The organism is Prosthecobacter debontii (assembly GCF_900167535.1).
GTDB classification, from domain to species: domain Bacteria; phylum Verrucomicrobiota; class Verrucomicrobiia; order Verrucomicrobiales; family Verrucomicrobiaceae; genus Prosthecobacter; species Prosthecobacter debontii.
Map to the genome: position 1 here is coordinate 541,713 of NZ_FUYE01000001.1, position 14,604 is coordinate 556,316.

At 56.6% G+C, this 14,604-nt stretch carries 14 protein-coding genes; 8 read left to right on the plus strand and 6 right to left on the minus strand.

Annotated elements, in window-relative coordinates:
- Positions 1-61 precede the first annotated feature (61 nt).
- From B5D61_RS02195 to B5D61_RS02210, 4 genes are all read left to right on the plus strand, one after another.
- Positions 62-574, plus strand: a complete 513-nt coding sequence (locus tag B5D61_RS02195; protein WP_078811646.1) for a hypothetical protein — start codon at positions 62-64, stop codon at positions 572-574.
- Between the two features lie 565 nt (positions 575-1,139).
- Complete coding sequence (locus B5D61_RS02200; protein ID WP_078811647.1) at positions 1,140-5,099, plus strand: PVC-type heme-binding CxxCH protein; 3,960 nt, start codon at positions 1,140-1,142, stop codon at positions 5,097-5,099.
- 50 nt (positions 5,100-5,149) lie between these two features.
- Complete coding sequence (locus B5D61_RS02205) at positions 5,150-6,160, plus strand: ThuA domain-containing protein (RefSeq protein ID WP_245846430.1); 1,011 nt, start codon at positions 5,150-5,152, stop codon at positions 6,158-6,160.
- Positions 6,161-6,258: 98 nt separating this feature from the next.
- Positions 6,259-7,143, plus strand: a complete 885-nt coding sequence (locus tag B5D61_RS02210; protein ID WP_078811737.1) for a CvfB family protein — start codon at positions 6,259-6,261, stop codon at positions 7,141-7,143.
- Between the two features lie 19 nt (positions 7,144-7,162).
- Here the strand turns inward: B5D61_RS02210 and B5D61_RS02215 are convergent, their stop codons facing one another.
- The 4 genes from B5D61_RS02215 to B5D61_RS02230 form a co-directional block, all read right to left on the minus strand.
- Positions 7,163-8,260: a site-2 protease family protein gene (locus B5D61_RS02215; protein WP_078811648.1), complete on the minus strand. Its 1,098-nt coding sequence runs from the start codon at positions 8,258-8,260 to the stop codon at positions 7,163-7,165.
- Between the two features lie 124 nt (positions 8,261-8,384).
- Positions 8,385-9,305, minus strand: coding sequence for a transporter (locus B5D61_RS02220; RefSeq protein ID WP_078811649.1), 921 nt, complete (start codon positions 9,303-9,305; stop codon positions 8,385-8,387).
- A gap of 183 nt (positions 9,306-9,488) precedes the next feature.
- Positions 9,489-9,749 carry a GreA/GreB family elongation factor gene (locus tag B5D61_RS02225; RefSeq protein ID WP_078811650.1) on the minus strand — a complete coding sequence of 87 codons (261 nt, stop codon included), beginning with the start codon at positions 9,747-9,749 and terminating at the stop codon, positions 9,489-9,491.
- Between the two features lie 391 nt (positions 9,750-10,140).
- Positions 10,141-10,875, minus strand: coding sequence for an HPP family protein (locus B5D61_RS02230; RefSeq protein ID WP_078811651.1), 735 nt, complete (start codon positions 10,873-10,875; stop codon positions 10,141-10,143).
- Positions 10,876-10,983: 108 nt separating this feature from the next.
- On the opposite strand from B5D61_RS02230, the gene B5D61_RS02235 reads away from it, so the two are divergent.
- Positions 10,984-11,412, plus strand: a complete 429-nt coding sequence (locus tag B5D61_RS02235) for a MarR family winged helix-turn-helix transcriptional regulator (protein WP_078811652.1) — start codon at positions 10,984-10,986, stop codon at positions 11,410-11,412.
- 14 nt (positions 11,413-11,426) lie between these two features.
- On the opposite strand, the gene B5D61_RS02240 is transcribed toward B5D61_RS02235, so the two are convergent.
- Complete coding sequence (locus B5D61_RS02240; protein ID WP_139373009.1) at positions 11,427-11,777, minus strand: hypothetical protein; 351 nt, start codon at positions 11,775-11,777, stop codon at positions 11,427-11,429.
- On the opposite strand from B5D61_RS02240, the gene B5D61_RS02245 reads away from it, so the two are divergent.
- The 3 genes from B5D61_RS02245 (at position 11,776) to B5D61_RS02255 (ending at position 13,336) form a co-directional block, all read left to right on the plus strand.
- Positions 11,776-12,009, plus strand: coding sequence for a hypothetical protein (locus tag B5D61_RS02245; protein ID WP_139373010.1), 234 nt, complete (start codon positions 11,776-11,778; stop codon positions 12,007-12,009). The two genes, B5D61_RS02240 and B5D61_RS02245, sit on opposite strands and share 2 nt — an antisense overlap.
- A 145-nt stretch (positions 12,010-12,154) precedes the next feature.
- Entirely contained in the window at positions 12,155-12,913 is a 759-nt protein-coding gene (locus B5D61_RS02250) for an exodeoxyribonuclease III (protein WP_078811655.1), read from the plus strand.
- Positions 12,914-12,937: 24 nt separating this feature from the next.
- Positions 12,938-13,336, plus strand: coding sequence for a toxin-antitoxin system YwqK family antitoxin (locus B5D61_RS02255; RefSeq protein WP_078811656.1), 399 nt, complete (start codon positions 12,938-12,940; stop codon positions 13,334-13,336).
- Between the two features lie 6 nt (positions 13,337-13,342).
- On the opposite strand, the gene B5D61_RS02260 is transcribed toward B5D61_RS02255, so the two are convergent.
- Positions 13,343-14,578, minus strand: a complete 1,236-nt coding sequence (locus tag B5D61_RS02260; RefSeq protein WP_078811657.1) for a hypothetical protein — start codon at positions 14,576-14,578, stop codon at positions 13,343-13,345.
- Between the last annotated feature and the right edge of the window lie 26 nt (positions 14,579-14,604).

Here is a 14,604-nt window from a genome sequence, read left to right on the forward strand (position 1 = left end):
GGTTGTGTCGGGTGGGTGCTTTTTTCTTTTCAGCAGTCGGTCCTTTTTCTAAACTGCCGACATGGACATAGCTTCCCCAAAAGATCTGGATACTCGACGCGGACGGATCTTCTTTTGGATCGGTCTGGCCTTTCTCCCGCTCTTCTGGGTTTGGTGGATGACTCCCCGCTACTTTAGCCGGAGGCAACGTGGGATGGCGTGGGGCTGGCTCGCGATCTACACAGCGGGACTGGTCTTTTGGCATGAGGCAGTGTTAGGCTTCATGCCTCCCTGGGCGGTGAGTTATCCAGGCATCGCAATGCGATTGAACTTGGCGTTGTTCGTGTGGTTTGTTCTTCGATGTGTCCCCTTTGATCTATTCGTATCAATGACCATTGTCTCGGTGGATGCTTTAGCTAGCAGTACAGTTTTAGCGCTTATAACCTGGAATAGGATTGAAAACACCATGCCTTACTTGAAGCCCCTGATCTTCGCCCCGGCCGTGGTTTTAGCCGTCATGCATTTGTTGCTCGACCCAGTGAGGAATTGGTATCGAGAGCGACAGTCGAGCAGTCTGATGGAATTGAGTGAGTAGATTCTTGCGGCATGCATTTCTCTCTAACGAAAGTCCAGCCTGTCCAGGTGGCGCAACGACGTGGCTGTCCCTGAGTGAATGCACTGTGCCGGACGATCCCGTGGCCTCGCTTCGCTCCACCACGGCTACTTATGTTAACCCGCAATGCGGGTATACCGGAAAGTAGCGCTTTCGTTTTTGTCGCCCGTTCGGCTTCATCTGGGCTTGAAGCGCTGCACCGACTAAAGCCTGGACTCCAGTGCAAGGATTCCTTCCGCACCGCTACGGATCTCCCCCCCTTGACTCCCGGCCTGTGAATCCCCCAGGTCCGGGATGGCATGGCGACGGGTGGATTCGGTTGTCACCTTTTGTTCCCTGGTTTGTTCCCATTCTGAGCCTTGGGAGACAACGGGTTACGGTGGGAGGCGGGACAAAATGAAAAAGTCGACAAAAAGGCCGGCCGAGGTTCACAAAGTTTCATTTTGAGTGTCCGGTTTGGGCCTCTGACGTGGGTTGGTTGATCCAGGCGAAAAGTTTCGGGGTTGATGGTCCGTTTCCTTGCGTCTGCTTTTCCCCAACCGCGTTTATGAAATCCAGCCTCTTTACTTTTCTCGCTGCTTTGGCGCTGAGCTTGCCTTTGCAGGCTCAGGTCGAGTTTCAACCGGGTGATTCGATTGCCATTCTGGGCAATGCGTTGCCGGACCGCTCGCAGCATTTCGGGTGGCTGGAGACGATGCTGGTGCAGGCAAATGCGGATAAGGATCTGACTTTTCGTAACCTAGCTTTCTCAGGGGATGAGGTGCAGACCTGGCATCGGGTGGATGGCTTTGGCACGCGGGATGAGTGGCTGGCGAAGGTGAAAGCGGATGTCATCTTTGCCTTTTACGGTAACAATGAGTCTTTCAAAGGTTACGACGGATTGGATGCCTTCAAAAAGAACCTGGATGCGTTTTTGAAGGAAACGAAGGCAAAGAACTACAACGGCAAGGGCAGTCCGAGAATTGTGCTGTTTTCTCCCATCGCTCTGGAGAAGCTGGCGGACCCGAGCCTGCCGCCTGTGGAGGAAAAAAATACGAATCTACAAAACTACACGGCGGCCATGAGTGATGTGGCTGCGGCCAACGGGGTGGCGTTTGTGGATCTCTTTGCGGTCAGCCAAAAAGCTTACGGGCAGAAGCCGCTGACTCTGAATGGCCTCTTGCTGACGGAAGCGGGCGACAAGGTGGTGGCCGAAGCTGCCTACAAGGCGCTGACCGGCAAAGAAGCGGCTGAGGTGAATGACAAGCTGCGCCACGCGGTCGTGGAAAAAAACTGGGAATGGCACCAGCGCTATCGCTCTGTGGATGGCTACAATGTTTACGGCGGCCGTAGCGGCTTGGCGTATCAGGCAGGTGTGGGCGGCTTCAAACAAAACGAGAAGACGCCGGAGAAACCCTACATCTCCAACTACCAGGTGATGCAGGAGGAGATGACTCAGCGTGATGTGAAGACGGCGAATCGTGACATGCGCGTGTGGGCCATCGCTAAAGGGGGCGATCTGGTGGTGAAGGATGATAACCTCCCTGCCGTGGAGAAGGTGCCGACGAACATGCCGGACCCCAAGGAAGGCAAAGAGTTTAACAAGGTGCCGATGACTGGCATGACCTTCACGGAAGATGGTCTAGTGGCGATCCCCGATGCCAAGGAAAAGCTGAAGGACATCCAGGTGCATAGCGGCATGAAGATCCAGCTCTTTGCAGATGAAAAGAAGTTCCCTGAACTGGTCAATCCAGTGGCGATGCAGTGGGATACTAAAGGCCGCCTGTGGGTGAGTGCCTGGCTGAACTATCCTGAGCGCACGCCGACAAGTCCGAAAGGCGACAGCCTGCTGATCTTTGAAGATACCAATGGCGATGGTGAAGCCGATAAGATGACCACCTTTGCCGATGATCTCAACTGCCCCACAGGGTTTCAGATCTACAAGGATGGCGTCATCGTCATGCAGTCCCCGAGCCTAGTTTACATCGCTGATACCGATGGTGATGGCAAAGCGGATAAGCGCGAGCGCATCCTGACCGGTCTTTGCGCGGCGGATAGCCATCATGAGACCTGCTACCTGAGCTATGACAATGGTGGTGCTATCTATCCCAGCGACGGCGTTTTCCATCGCACGCAGGTGGAGACGATCTATGGGGTGGTGCGCAATACCAATGGAGCGATCTATCGCTACGATCTGAATCGACAGGAACTGCAGCGCTTCACCACGGATGCGACGGTGAACCCGCACGGGAAGATCTGGGATCGCTGGGGCAATGCTTATTTCACCGACGCCACGGGTAATGTGAATACCTTTGCTGAGGCTTCCTCATGCTACCTGCCGCGTGAAGGCGGGGGCAGTGCGAAGATGAAGCCATTTTGGGATCGCCCTGCACGGCCGAGCCCTGGCAACGGCATCATCAGCAGCCGTCATTTCCCGGAGGAGTTTCAAAACAACTTTCTCAACTGCAACGTCATCAGCTTTCAGGGCATCTGGCGTGTGAAGCTGAGTCAGGAAGGCGGCGGTATGAAGGGGGAAACCGTGGAGGATCTGGTGAAGGCTGATCCAGCGGTCTATCCAACGTTTCGTCCATCCTGTGTGAATGTGGGGCCCGATGGCGCTTTGTATTTCTGTGATTGGTCCAATGCGATCATTGGCCACATGCAGCATCATCTGCGTGACCCGAATCGTGACCACAAACATGGCCGCATCTACAAGGTCACGTATGAAGGTCGTCCGCTGCTGAAGCCGAAGAAGATCGATGGCGAGCCGATCGAGAAGCTGCTGGATCTGCTCAAGGAATGGGAAGATGGCACCCGCCAGTTGGCGAAGGTGGAATTGGCCAAACACGATCATTCAAAGGTCGCTGCCGCAGCGAAGAAATGGGCGGCTGCGTTGGATAAAAACGATCCTGAGTATGAGCATCATCGATTGGAAGCACTGTGGACGCATCAATGGGTGGATGTGGTGGATGTGGAGCTGCTGAAGCAAGTCCTGGCTTCCCCCGATCCGCGTGCACGTGCCGCAGCGACACGTGTGTTGTGCTATTGGAAGGATCGTGTTCCAGGTGCCTTGGACTTGCTCAAGGTTTCTGTGAATGATGAAGACCCCCGCGTGCGCATGCAGGGGGTGCGTGCGCTCAGTTTCTATCAGCCGACTCCTGAGGCTGAGAAGGCGCTGGAGATTGCTTATGATGCGCTCAAGTATCCGATGGACTACTACACGGAGCACGTCTTTGGCGAGTGCCGTCGTGGTCTACAGAGTGTGGTGAAGACCAAGCTGCTGCCGAAGGACCCACAAGCTTTGGCGGAGTTCATTTCGAAGGCCAGTGATGCCGACCTGAAAGGCCTGCCCGATGTGGAGCCTGTGCTCATCGAGAAACTCACGCGTCCGAAGCTGCCTGCCGATGTGCGAGCCAATGCACTGACGGAGTTGGTGAAGCTGACGGGGAATGATCGCACGCTAGAGATCGTGAAGATCCTCCAGCGGATTGATGCCGCAGGTGGTCGCTTAAACGCCACGGCGGAAGAGATTGGCAAGATCCTGGTGCTGGAGCTTCAGGGGCACTTGCAGCGTCATCGTTTGGCCATTCAAGATCTGGCCTTGAAGGGAACCCAGGAGCCTGTGATCCGATCCGCCTCCGCGGCGTTGGTCATCACCGATTCGACACCCGATGAGGTGTGGAAAAGCGCGACTCCGAAAGGTCGCTTGGCCTTGCTGGAATCCATCGCCTTGATCCCCTCCACCAAGCTGAGTCTGCGGGCGAAGTTTCAGCCGCATCTTCAGGCTCTGCTGGAGGACTCCAAGACGGATGCAAAGACGCTGCGTGCCGTGCTGGCCGCCCTGCCGCTGATGAGTCCGGCGAAAGCCAAGGAGAACTTCGACCTCGTGGCGAAGTATCTCATCGAAGGCAATGAGCGGTCAACGGCAGCTCGCTCGCTGATCAAGTTTCCGAAAGCTGTCTGGAACGCAGGTCAGGCGAAGCCGATCACGGACAGTGTGTTGGCTTATGCTAACACCGTCCCTGCAGGAGATCGCTCCAAGCAGGCATATGTCGAGATCATCACCGCTGCGAAGGAAATGGCGGCTCTGCAGGGCGCTGCATCCGAGGCTGTGCTGAAGGAACTGCGCTCCGTGAGTGTGGATGTCTTCATCATCCACACCGTCCATGAGCAGCTGCGCTTTGACACCACGCAGCTGACCGTGCGGGCCGGTAAACCGTTCGAGGTCATCTTCGAAAACGATGACGTCATGCCGCATAACTTCGTCATCGTGCCTCCAGGCAAGCACATGGAGATCGGCAATGCCGCCATGACCATGACCCCGGATAAGCTGGATAAACAAGGTCGTGCTTACATGCCACCTGTCTTTGAAAAAGACATCATCGCGGCCACGAAGCTCTTGGAGCCTGGTCAGAAGGATCAGCTCAAAGTCAAGGCCCCCGCCCAACCCGGTGACTATGAATTCGTCTGCACCTTCCCCGGTCATGCCCTCGTGATGTGGGGCACGCTGAAGGTGACGAAGGATTGAAAGTCTTCTTCCCATTTTTAACCCTCACTGATAGATACCACCAACCCACTATGATTCGTCGTCGCACACTCCTTGCTTCTCTCTTGGCCACCCTGCCTCTGGGCTCCTGCCTTGCCGCAGAAGATTACCTCACCTATGCGCCTTCGGGCCCGAGCATCAACAAGCACGTCGTGCTGCTGGCAGGGGATGAAGAGTATCGCAGTGAGGAAGCCATGCCCATGCTGGCGCGCCTGCTCACAGAGCGTCACGGTTTTAAGACCACCGTGCTGTTTTCCGTGGGTGCGGATGGTGGGGTGGACCCGACGGCTGGCGGTAGCCTGACCCATCCGGAGGCGCTGGACAGTGCCGATGCCATCGTCATGCTGATTCGTTTCCGTAAATGGAATGAAGAGACGCTGGCCAGGTTTGATGCGGCCATCAAGCGTGGCGTGGCGGTGGTGGCGCTGCGCACGAGCACGCATGCCTTCTCCGGTATTCCCAAGGATAGTGCTTATGTCTCCTGGAACTGGAACAATGAGGGTGGCTGGGGCAAAAAGGTGCTGGGTGAAACCTGGGTGAGCCACTGGGGTAAACACAAGTTTGAAGCGACCCAAGCGGTCATCGAAAGCGCCAATGCCAGCGATCCGGTGCTGCAAGGTGTGACGGATATCTTTGGCACCAGCGATGTCTATGAAGCCTATCCGGCTGCCGATGCGAAGATCCTGCTGCGTGGCAAGGTGCTGACGGGCATGACCCCCGACACGGCGGCTGCCAGCCATGTGAAAGCCCGAGCCTCCGATAAGCAGGAGCAGGCGGTAAATGAGCCGATGATGCCCATCGCCTGGACTCGGGTGGTAAAGAACGACGCTGGCACGGAGAATAAGATCCTCTGCACCACCATGGGCGCTGCGACGGACCTGACCAACGAAAGCCTGCGCCGCCTCGTGGTGAATGGCGTTTACTGGGGCCTGGGCATGGATGTCCCCGCTAAGGCTGACGTGACGCTGGTGGGCGATTACAATCCGACCGCCTATGGGTTCAATGGCTTCAAGAAGGGCCTCAAAATCTCTGATCTGAAGTAACCGCACTCTCACTCGAATCGATGCAAAGGATGGCTCATGGCCATCCTTTGCTATTTGTGGAGAGGCCGAGCTGTGGCTACAGTAGCGATTCACATCCCATGCTCGCCCTTGGTCAAATCAATCCACTCCCCGTTCTCCGCAGCACGCCTCAGGGCGTTTACCTGGGAGGAGGGGAGAATGAAGAGATCCTGTTGCCGACTCGCTATGTCCCTCGCGGCACCCAGCTGGATGACGTCCTGGAGGTCTTCGTTTACCGCGACTCGGAGGATCGGCTGATCGCTACCACCGAGCGACCTCTGGCTATGGTGGGAGAGTTCGCTGCGCTGAAGGTGGTGAGCGTGAACCGCAATGTGGGGGCCTTTCTCGATTGGGGCCTGCCCAAGGATCTGATGCTGCCGTTCCGTGAGCAGGCAGACCCCATTTATGCGGGCGATAAGGTCTTGGTTTACGTTATGGTGGATGAGCGCTCGCATCGCATCATCGCAACGACGAAGCTGAATCGTTACCTCAGCAAACAACCGCCGCGTTATCGTCCCAAGCAACCCGTGTCGCTGGTGATCGTCAACCGCACCCCTTTAGGTTACAATGCCATCGTGGAGAATGCTCACCAGGGTCTGCTTTACCATAACCAAGTCGGCGCGACTTTGGAGCCTGGGCAGAAGCTCAAGGGCTTTGTCTCCGCCATTCGGCCCGGAGGTAAGATCGACCTCAGTCTGGATGCGGCGGGGTATCAAAGAGTGGCTTCTTTGACCGACCAGATCCTGGATGCCTTGAAGGCCGCAGGTGGGCGCTTGGATTATGACGATGACACGGCTCCAGAGGTGATTCGTCAGCAGTTCGATTGCAGTAAAAAGGCCTTCAAGCAGGCGCTCGGAGCTTTGTTCCGTCAGCGTCGCATCCAGTTTACCAACCCGGGCATCTCGCTGGTGGATCTACGCGTGGCAGGCGATAGCGAATGGACGCCGGGGGAGGGGAAGAAGTAACGTAACTGAGGTCGAACGATCAATGCCGATTGCGCAACGCGGCGCGGATCATCAGCACCTCACCGACATTCTCGGCCGTGAGCAGTCCGATGAGTCGGCCCGTGTTGGCATCCACGACGGGCATCATCGGGCAGCTCGTGGCGCGTAGGCGCTCCAGGCCTTCGCTCAGGCTGACGGCGCTGGTCACGGAGTCAGGGCAGATTTCCAAGACCTCCTCGGCAGGGTGCAGCGGTCCGTGCTCGGAGAGGGCGGATACGAGTCGATTGCGACTCAGCACGCCGAGCAGATTGCCCCCGGCATCCAGCATGGGGAAATCCTGCTGAGAACCCGACAGCAGCAGATCCACGGCATCCCGCAGTGTGGCGTGCTGGGGCAGGGTATGAAACTCCGTCATCATGGCATCCCTCACCCGCAGGCCATGAGTGGCTTCGTCTTGCGTGACGGCGGCGGCTTCCTGGCCCGCAGCCATGAAGATGAAGAAAGCGATGATCATGAGAATGGGGTGGAAGTGGCCCGACAGAATCATCCACAGTGCGACCGAGAGCGCGATGCCTTGGCCAATCGTCGCCGCCCAACGGGTGGCACGACCGTAGTCGGTGAACATGGCCAGGAAGGCCCGCAGCACACGGCCTCCATCCATCGGGAAGGCGGGCACCATGTTAAACACCACCATGATCAGATTCCACTTCATGAGGTTTTCCCAAAAGTGTCCGGTTTGTGCAAACTCCAGGTCGGGTTTCAGCACTCCCTTGATGCCGATGGCTAGCCAGATAGCGGCGGCGATGGCGACATTCACGAGAGGGCCACAGACCGCCACGACGAGCTCATGCGTCGGCTTGCGCGGCATGCGTTCCAGGCGGGCCACGCCTCCAATCGGCAGGAGCGTGATATCTGGCGTGCGGATGCCATAACCGCGAGCGGCAAAGACATGCCCAAACTCATGCAGCAGGACACAGAGGAAAGCCGAACTGACAAAGAGGATGGCTTCGATGGCACCGCTAGCTCCATGGCCTCCGCCCATGCCCTGGAGAGCGACCAGCAGCAGCAGAATGAAAAACGTGAAGTGAATGCGAACTTCCGTGCCTGCCACTGTCGCAATTTTCAGGGACCATTTCATGGAGCCCTATAAACATCACTTGGAAGAAAAAGCAAAGGGTGCCTGGAGAAAGTCTCCAGACACCCCGCTCATCAACTGCAAACCAAAGTGATAAAAGCGGCCCGACCTACAGGCCGCGACTAACTCAGAAGCGGATGCACACATCCACCGTGAAGCGATCCTCGGTCAGGCCGTGGGGCTCGATGATGGCTTTTTCATACGCAAAGCCGAGGTCCACATTGTTCAGAATCCGTGAGCGGAAGCCGACACCGAGGGTGCCTTGGGTCACGCCATTGGCTTCACTGGAGCCAAAGTTGATGACGTCATATCCCTCGGTATCTAGCCCGATGTTGTTACCATCATCCAGCACGGTGTAGGCGTTGAACGCTACGAAGGGGATGAACCAGCGGCAGGTGTAGTAGTCCGCCATCATGCTGTAGTGAAGGAAGGTGCTGTTTTCATCCGTGTTGTTAGGTAGGCGAACGCCGAGGTTGCTGGAGAGGTGGAAGTCTCCGAAACCCTTCTGCGCTGCGATGAACAGATCCCACTCACCACCCCCGCGGCCTTGGAAAACCTCACGGTCACCGGTCGGGATCTTGAAGGTGAACCCAGGTGTCAGGATGAACTGGCTGGCTTCATCATCGATGACTGCATATTTGAAGCCCAAGGCCAGATCCATCCAGCCTTCAGGATTGGCAATCGCATCGTTCTGAATGTCGAAGTAGCCATCCTGAGTAGCGATGAAGGCTAAGCGATCGGTGATGGCATAGCGGATCTGCATGGCGTAAAGTTGGGCATTGCCGCCACCGAGGAATTCATCGTCGATGTTATGATAGACAAAGACGGGACGAATCTCCGAGCGGATAACCGCATCTTCATGGAAGAAGGGGTTGGCTACTGGAGCGATCGTGTGTTCTTTCCAGCTTACCGCTTCCACCGGCACGGTGGGCGCTTTGCCAGAGAGAGCCGGAGTGCCAGCCTGAAGAGCACTGATGAATGATAGGGCTGCGCATGAAGTCAGACTGAGACGACGCAACCAACGACGGGAGTGAGTTTGTGGGTCCATGGTTAAACCAAAGCATCGTAATCCCCGATGCGATGCGCTTGGTTTGTCATTCACTGAGCACCTGTTATGCGGCATTGATCAAAAAAAGTGGCCGACAGGTCTATGGCGCAAGATTTACCTCATCAGGGATGGGCTTGATCAGCAGGGGGGATGCCGATCAAGCCCCAGATGAGCCATGCGACTTTAACCGGCTGCACGGCTTTTTTCGACATCGAGAATCCGCATGGGGATGGACTGATCGCGGGTGCGCACCGTCACCACATCGCCTTGGCGACGATGCAGCACAGCCTTTGCCAGAGGCGCGTCAGCCGAGATGCGGCCGCTCAGGACATCCGCTTCATAGTTGGGCACGATTTGGATGATGAGCTCCCGTTCATCGACAGGCAGTTCCGCCTCCTGCAAAGCACGCAGGTGGACTCGGTCATAGTAGAGAATCTTGTTCATGGTCTGTAGCGGTTATGTGTGGAGGATCAGGGCGTGGACATGCAGCGCCTGTTTCTTTACAGGGGTGAAATCAAAGAAAGTTAGGCCGACGGGCCTGGGCAGCTCAGGGGTGCGAGTGGGGAAATTCCTGAATCAGGCGAGATGGTCTCAGGGATAGAGCCTGAGACATGGCTTGGGCCGGTCTCGCATGGAATTTCTCTGCGGATGCGGGCAGGCTCTCGGAGCTGCAAAGAGTCGCCCGCTTAAGCCCGGCTTGCCACGAGGCGGTGGCACCGGACCGCACGCGTGCCCATCCCTGCTTTGAGGGAAGTGGCTGAGTAGCGTGCCGGTTTGGATTTCATTACAACCTCGAAAATAACTCAAGATGAAATGAAAGCAAGGTCTTCGTTATTCAGCGTGTGCAATGAATGTTAGGTCGTGAATCGGTCGGCTGCTTCCGCGAGGTTTGAGAGGTCTGCCTTCGCGATAAGATCTGGCAGAGACGCAGTAAATCGTCTTCCGTGATGTCCACAAACGAGTCGAGGCTCTTGAGGGCATGAACGATCTCTTCGTGGGTGGGTTCCTGAGGCGTCGGAGCCGTAGGTTGAGCGGCTTTTGGCCGCACCCATTTGGCGGGATAGCGCCGCCAGCGGAAGGCCGCATTCAACAGGATGGCTAAGAGGACCATCCACAGGGCGTTGATCAGAATGGGCCAGACGATGAAGCCAAATCCCAGCTCGCGGATCATGGGGCCTCCGATGACGGCGGTGAGTGCGGTGGCTCCTCCGGGCGGGTGGATGCACTTGAGCTGATGCATGGTGCCTATGGCTAGACCGACAGCCGCCGCTGCGGCCAGCTCGGGAATGGGGATCCAACCTGCACAGAGCACCCCGATGAGGGCTGAGAAACCATGCCCCGCAATGACGGGCCAAGGCTGAGAGAGCTGACCGTGCGGCACGGCGAAGAGGAGCACCGCAGTGGCTCCCATGGAGCCCACGACGAAGTGGCGGCCGAGACCATCCAGTCCCCAACGCCCAAGGGTGATCAGAATCCAGATGGAGGCGATCCCTCCGAGGGTGGAGATCAACTTTTCCTTCAGACTCACCTCACTGAGTTCAACGCCTAGCCATTCTCTCCAAGTCTGCATTTAAGTGGCAAAGCTGAGGTGAAATCATATCTTCTCACGATTGTATCGTATTACGATTTGTCAAATATACTCCCGGTTTGGCACGGTTATTGTTTGCATACGTGCGCGATGCGCCAGGAACGCCCGATCACCCAGGCTCAATATGAGCACCTAGCTACCTTCCGGTTTGCCATGCGCCAGTTTCTTCGGTTCAGTGAAACGGCTGCTCAGGAGGCCGGTGTCACACCGCAGCAGCACCAGGCCTTGTTGGCCATCAAGGGCTTTTCTGTGGCCGGTCGCATGACGGTGGGTGAGCTGGCAGAACGTCTCCAGATCACGCATCACAGTGCCGTGGGGCTTGTGGATCGGATGGTGACGGAACATCTCGTGACACGACAGACTGACCCTGTGGATCGCAGACGTGTGCATGTGGTGCTGACACGGCGCGGAGAGCGCGTGCTGGAGAAGCTCTCCTATGCTCATCGCGACGAGCTCCGACGCATCGGGCCTGGAATGCGTGAGTTGCTGGATCGCTTAAACGTCGAGCAAGGGGGATGAAAATTGGAGTCGACTCAGCCGCCAGGTCCTTCATCGGCTCGGATGGTGGCGCATTGATAACCCGGGTAGCTCTTGGCCAGTTCATGCAGCGCTGTAGCGAGAGCATCTGTGCGTGAGGTGGCGGTGACATGGCATTCAGACTGGACGGACACAATGCCAAAGACGGCCTCGCGAGTCAGGGTGGCGGTGACTCTCCAGCACAGGGCAGTGCCTGGGCGCGGGTGAGTTGACGCCGTGGGCCCCACGGAAAGTGACTGATTTGAGCGAGGGCGGAGATCTTTGACTGCTTGGAGCAGCCTTTGGAAAAGAGTTGGGGCAGGGGATAGGACATCCATGGTGGACATCCGCATGCGGGTGGGATTCATGACCAGAAAAGGGAAGTGCGAACAGGCTCTCGCGAAAGAGCATGATGTGGACGCAGAAGAGGCAGTGGGTGATGTGATTCAGGCTGGGGTCTGCGGGCAGTCCTGGAAGCACACCTGGACTGTCCGCTTACGCCCGGCTGGCCCCGAGCCTGTGGCACAAAGACGCTCCCATACACTTCGCCGCCAGGATGGTGCGGCGATGGCTGTGAAGCGTCTCTTTTCTCATGATTAAGGGCTAGTGTGCCGTATCTATGCTGCAGATGCAAGCTTTCCTGCCGGATTGATTTTTATTGGTTAGGCGGACCTGTGCGGGATGACGAAAAAAGCTTTGCGGTCCGGGCTTGAATCGAGGGCATGTCACGCCTAGCAAATGCGGCATGAAACTCTCCACCTGGAACGTCAACGGCATCCGTGCCTCCCTCAATAAAGGCCTGCGTGAATACCTGCTGAGCCATGATGCGGATGTGATCTGCCTCCAGGAAACCAAGGCGGAAGAAGCGCAGGTGGATCTCAGTTTCCTCACCGGTTATCAGGCCATCTGGAACAGTGCCGAAAAGAAAGGTTACTCAGGCACCTGCATCCTCAGTCGAGTGCCGTGGAAGAGCCCTTCATTAGGCATGAGCTTGGCCGATCATGATCGCGAAGGGCGGATGATTACCGTGGAGTTTCCTGACTTTTATTTGGTCACGGTTTATACACCAAACAGTCAGGCGAAGCTGGCCCGTCTGCCCTACCGCCTACAGTGGGATGAGGCCTTCCGCGCCTATCTGAAGGGGCTGGAGAAAAAGAAGCCGGTGCTGAGCTGTGGAGATCTGAACTGCGCTCACAAAGAGATCGATCTGGCCAACCCGAAATCCAATCGCATGAACCCGGGTTTTAGTGATGAAGAGCGTGCGAGCTTTACCCAACACCTGGAGGCAGGGTTTCTGGATGTGTTTCGTGAGTTCGATCCGTCACCAGGTCGCTACACGTGGTGGACTCAACGCACCCCGGATGCGCGGGAAAAGAACATCGGATGGCGTTTGGACTACTGGCTGTCTTCCGCAAGCTTGCGTCCGGCCATCACATCCTGCAGGATTCGGGACGATGTCCGTGGCAGCGACCACTGCCCGGTGGAAGTTGTTGTGCAACCCTGAGCCTGACTCTGAATCCCTTTTTCCATGAAGCCATTCCTCTTGAGTTTTCTGATTTTGACGGCCGCTACTCCCCTAGTTTTGAGGGCTGAGGACGCGCCGAAATCGGTCGCGGAAGTGACCTATAAAGAGCTGAAGTGGGAGGATGATGTGTATTTCCTCAATGGCCAACCCTTTACCGGCGTAGCGAAGGATAAATTCAAGAGTGGCAGCCTGAAAGGGGAGTATCCCTTCAAAGAAGGCCGCTTGCATGGGGTGGTGAGGGAGTGGTGGGAAAACGGTCAGCTCTCCACTGAGACGAACTTTGACAATGGCAAGCGCCACGGGCTGAACCGTTATTGGTCCCAGTCAGGCCAGCTCATGAAGGAGCAGGTCTATGATCATGACCACTCTGTCAGTGAGAAGCACTACGAGGTGAAGGACTGAGCTTTTCTATTCAGACTCCAGGCGGCCGCTTTTATGGCGGAAGCCCTGAATGGTACCCTGGCCGAGGTCCATGTTATACATTCTCTTGAGATCCTCCAGCTCCAGGATCACCCAGGGGATGAGCGGGTTGGCACCGTTCTTGGTGTAAACCAGATCGTCCGCCAGATAGATGCAGGAATGGTAGGCATTGCCCTTGGCATTGATGAACATCAGCACGTCACCGAAGCGGTAGGGCCCCTCGATCTGTTGGAAATTCTCCAGCACGGCGCTGGAGGCCAGATGGGAGTCGAGATAGTAGTCCTGGGCGGTGAAATTGAAGAAATTCAGTGTGGTCCAGTGGCAGTCGGGAAAGCGGATGTGCGTGGTGAAGTCATCCGCAGGGAAGGTGTAGAGCAGCTTACGCGGCAAGGCGGGGAGCACATGCAGAAGGTCCAGGTAATCGATTCCCGGTTGTGCGGCTGTGGCTTGGAAGAGGGGCTCCAGTTCCTTCCGGCGCAGATTTAACCCTGTGGACCAGTAGTCCAGCATCTTCTGGATGTCCGTTTTGGGATTGATCTGGAGGCGGGCGATGAGGGTGCGCGTGCGGGTGAGCTTCTTTTTGATGAATTGAGCCTCGGAGGCGGACTGAGCCATGCCAAGCAGCATGGGGATGTCACTGAAGGCCAGGGTGTCTCCCCGTTCATAAGAGAGGTGGCGGATGATCGCCACGAGGTCTTCTCTAAGGCCGGAGTTTTTCGCCCAGGAATCCACATCGCCACCGAGGAAAAAGATGGGATATTCGTAAAATTCATTGAAGGGAAAACTAGCTAGCTTGGCGTAAATGCGCTGGCGATCGATTTTATTCATCGCCTCCAGCAGAGCAGAGCTTGGAAAGAGATTGACGATTCCGTTGCGGCGAATGACGCCTCGTGGATTGAAGAGAGGGCTGACGAGGTCGTTTGAGAGTTCCGTATCGGAAATAAGCCGCTCAAATTCCGTAAATTCCGATTCTGGGATCCTCCAGCGGGTCTGAGTATCGGGTGTGGGCGCACGCGAGACGACGGAATCAGGGGCCTCCAGATAAAAGTAATAGCATTGCAACTTGCCCCAGGGGCCTTCTTTGGTGAAGAAGCTGCTGTCAGGCTTTAGGTTATCTTCCTGAGCATGAGCTGTATCCGCAGGCAGAGTGAAGAAAAGCAAAGCCACACTGAGAAGGCTCAGTGTGACAAGCGCATTTCGATGAGGTTGGAATGGCTTTCGCATAGGGCTGGGGACTGACTAACAAACCT

Bases quoted from the DNA above. Each gene is read 5' to 3' on its own strand.
- B5D61_RS02195 (WP_078811646.1), top strand. From the start codon at position 62: ATGGACATAGCTTCCCCAAAAGATCTGGATACTCGACGCGGACGGATC.
- B5D61_RS02200 (WP_078811647.1), top strand. From the start codon at position 1,140: ATGAAATCCAGCCTCTTTACTTTTCTCGCTGCTTTGGCGCTGAGCTTG.
- B5D61_RS02205 (WP_245846430.1), top strand. From the start codon at position 5,150: ATGATTCGTCGTCGCACACTCCTTGCTTCTCTCTTGGCCACCCTGCCT.
- B5D61_RS02210 (WP_078811737.1), top strand. From the start codon at position 6,259: ATGCTCGCCCTTGGTCAAATCAATCCACTCCCCGTTCTCCGCAGCACG.
- B5D61_RS02215 (WP_078811648.1), bottom strand. From the start codon at position 8,260: ATGAAATGGTCCCTGAAAATTGCGACAGTGGCAGGCACGGAAGTTCGC.
- B5D61_RS02220 (WP_078811649.1), bottom strand. From the start codon at position 9,305: ATGGACCCACAAACTCACTCCCGTCGTTGGTTGCGTCGTCTCAGTCTG.
- B5D61_RS02225 (WP_078811650.1), bottom strand. From the start codon at position 9,749: ATGAACAAGATTCTCTACTATGACCGAGTCCACCTGCGTGCTTTGCAG.
- B5D61_RS02230 (WP_078811651.1), bottom strand. From the start codon at position 10,875: ATGCAGACTTGGAGAGAATGGCTAGGCGTTGAACTCAGTGAGGTGAGT.
- B5D61_RS02235 (WP_078811652.1), top strand. From the start codon at position 10,984: ATGCGCCAGGAACGCCCGATCACCCAGGCTCAATATGAGCACCTAGCT.
- B5D61_RS02245 (WP_139373010.1), top strand. From the start codon at position 11,776: ATGACCAGAAAAGGGAAGTGCGAACAGGCTCTCGCGAAAGAGCATGAT.
- B5D61_RS02240 (WP_139373009.1), bottom strand. From the start codon at position 11,777: ATGAATCCCACCCGCATGCGGATGTCCACCATGGATGTCCTATCCCCT.
- B5D61_RS02250 (WP_078811655.1), top strand. From the start codon at position 12,155: ATGAAACTCTCCACCTGGAACGTCAACGGCATCCGTGCCTCCCTCAAT.
- B5D61_RS02255 (WP_078811656.1), top strand. From the start codon at position 12,938: ATGAAGCCATTCCTCTTGAGTTTTCTGATTTTGACGGCCGCTACTCCC.
- B5D61_RS02260 (WP_078811657.1), bottom strand. From the start codon at position 14,578: ATGCGAAAGCCATTCCAACCTCATCGAAATGCGCTTGTCACACTGAGC.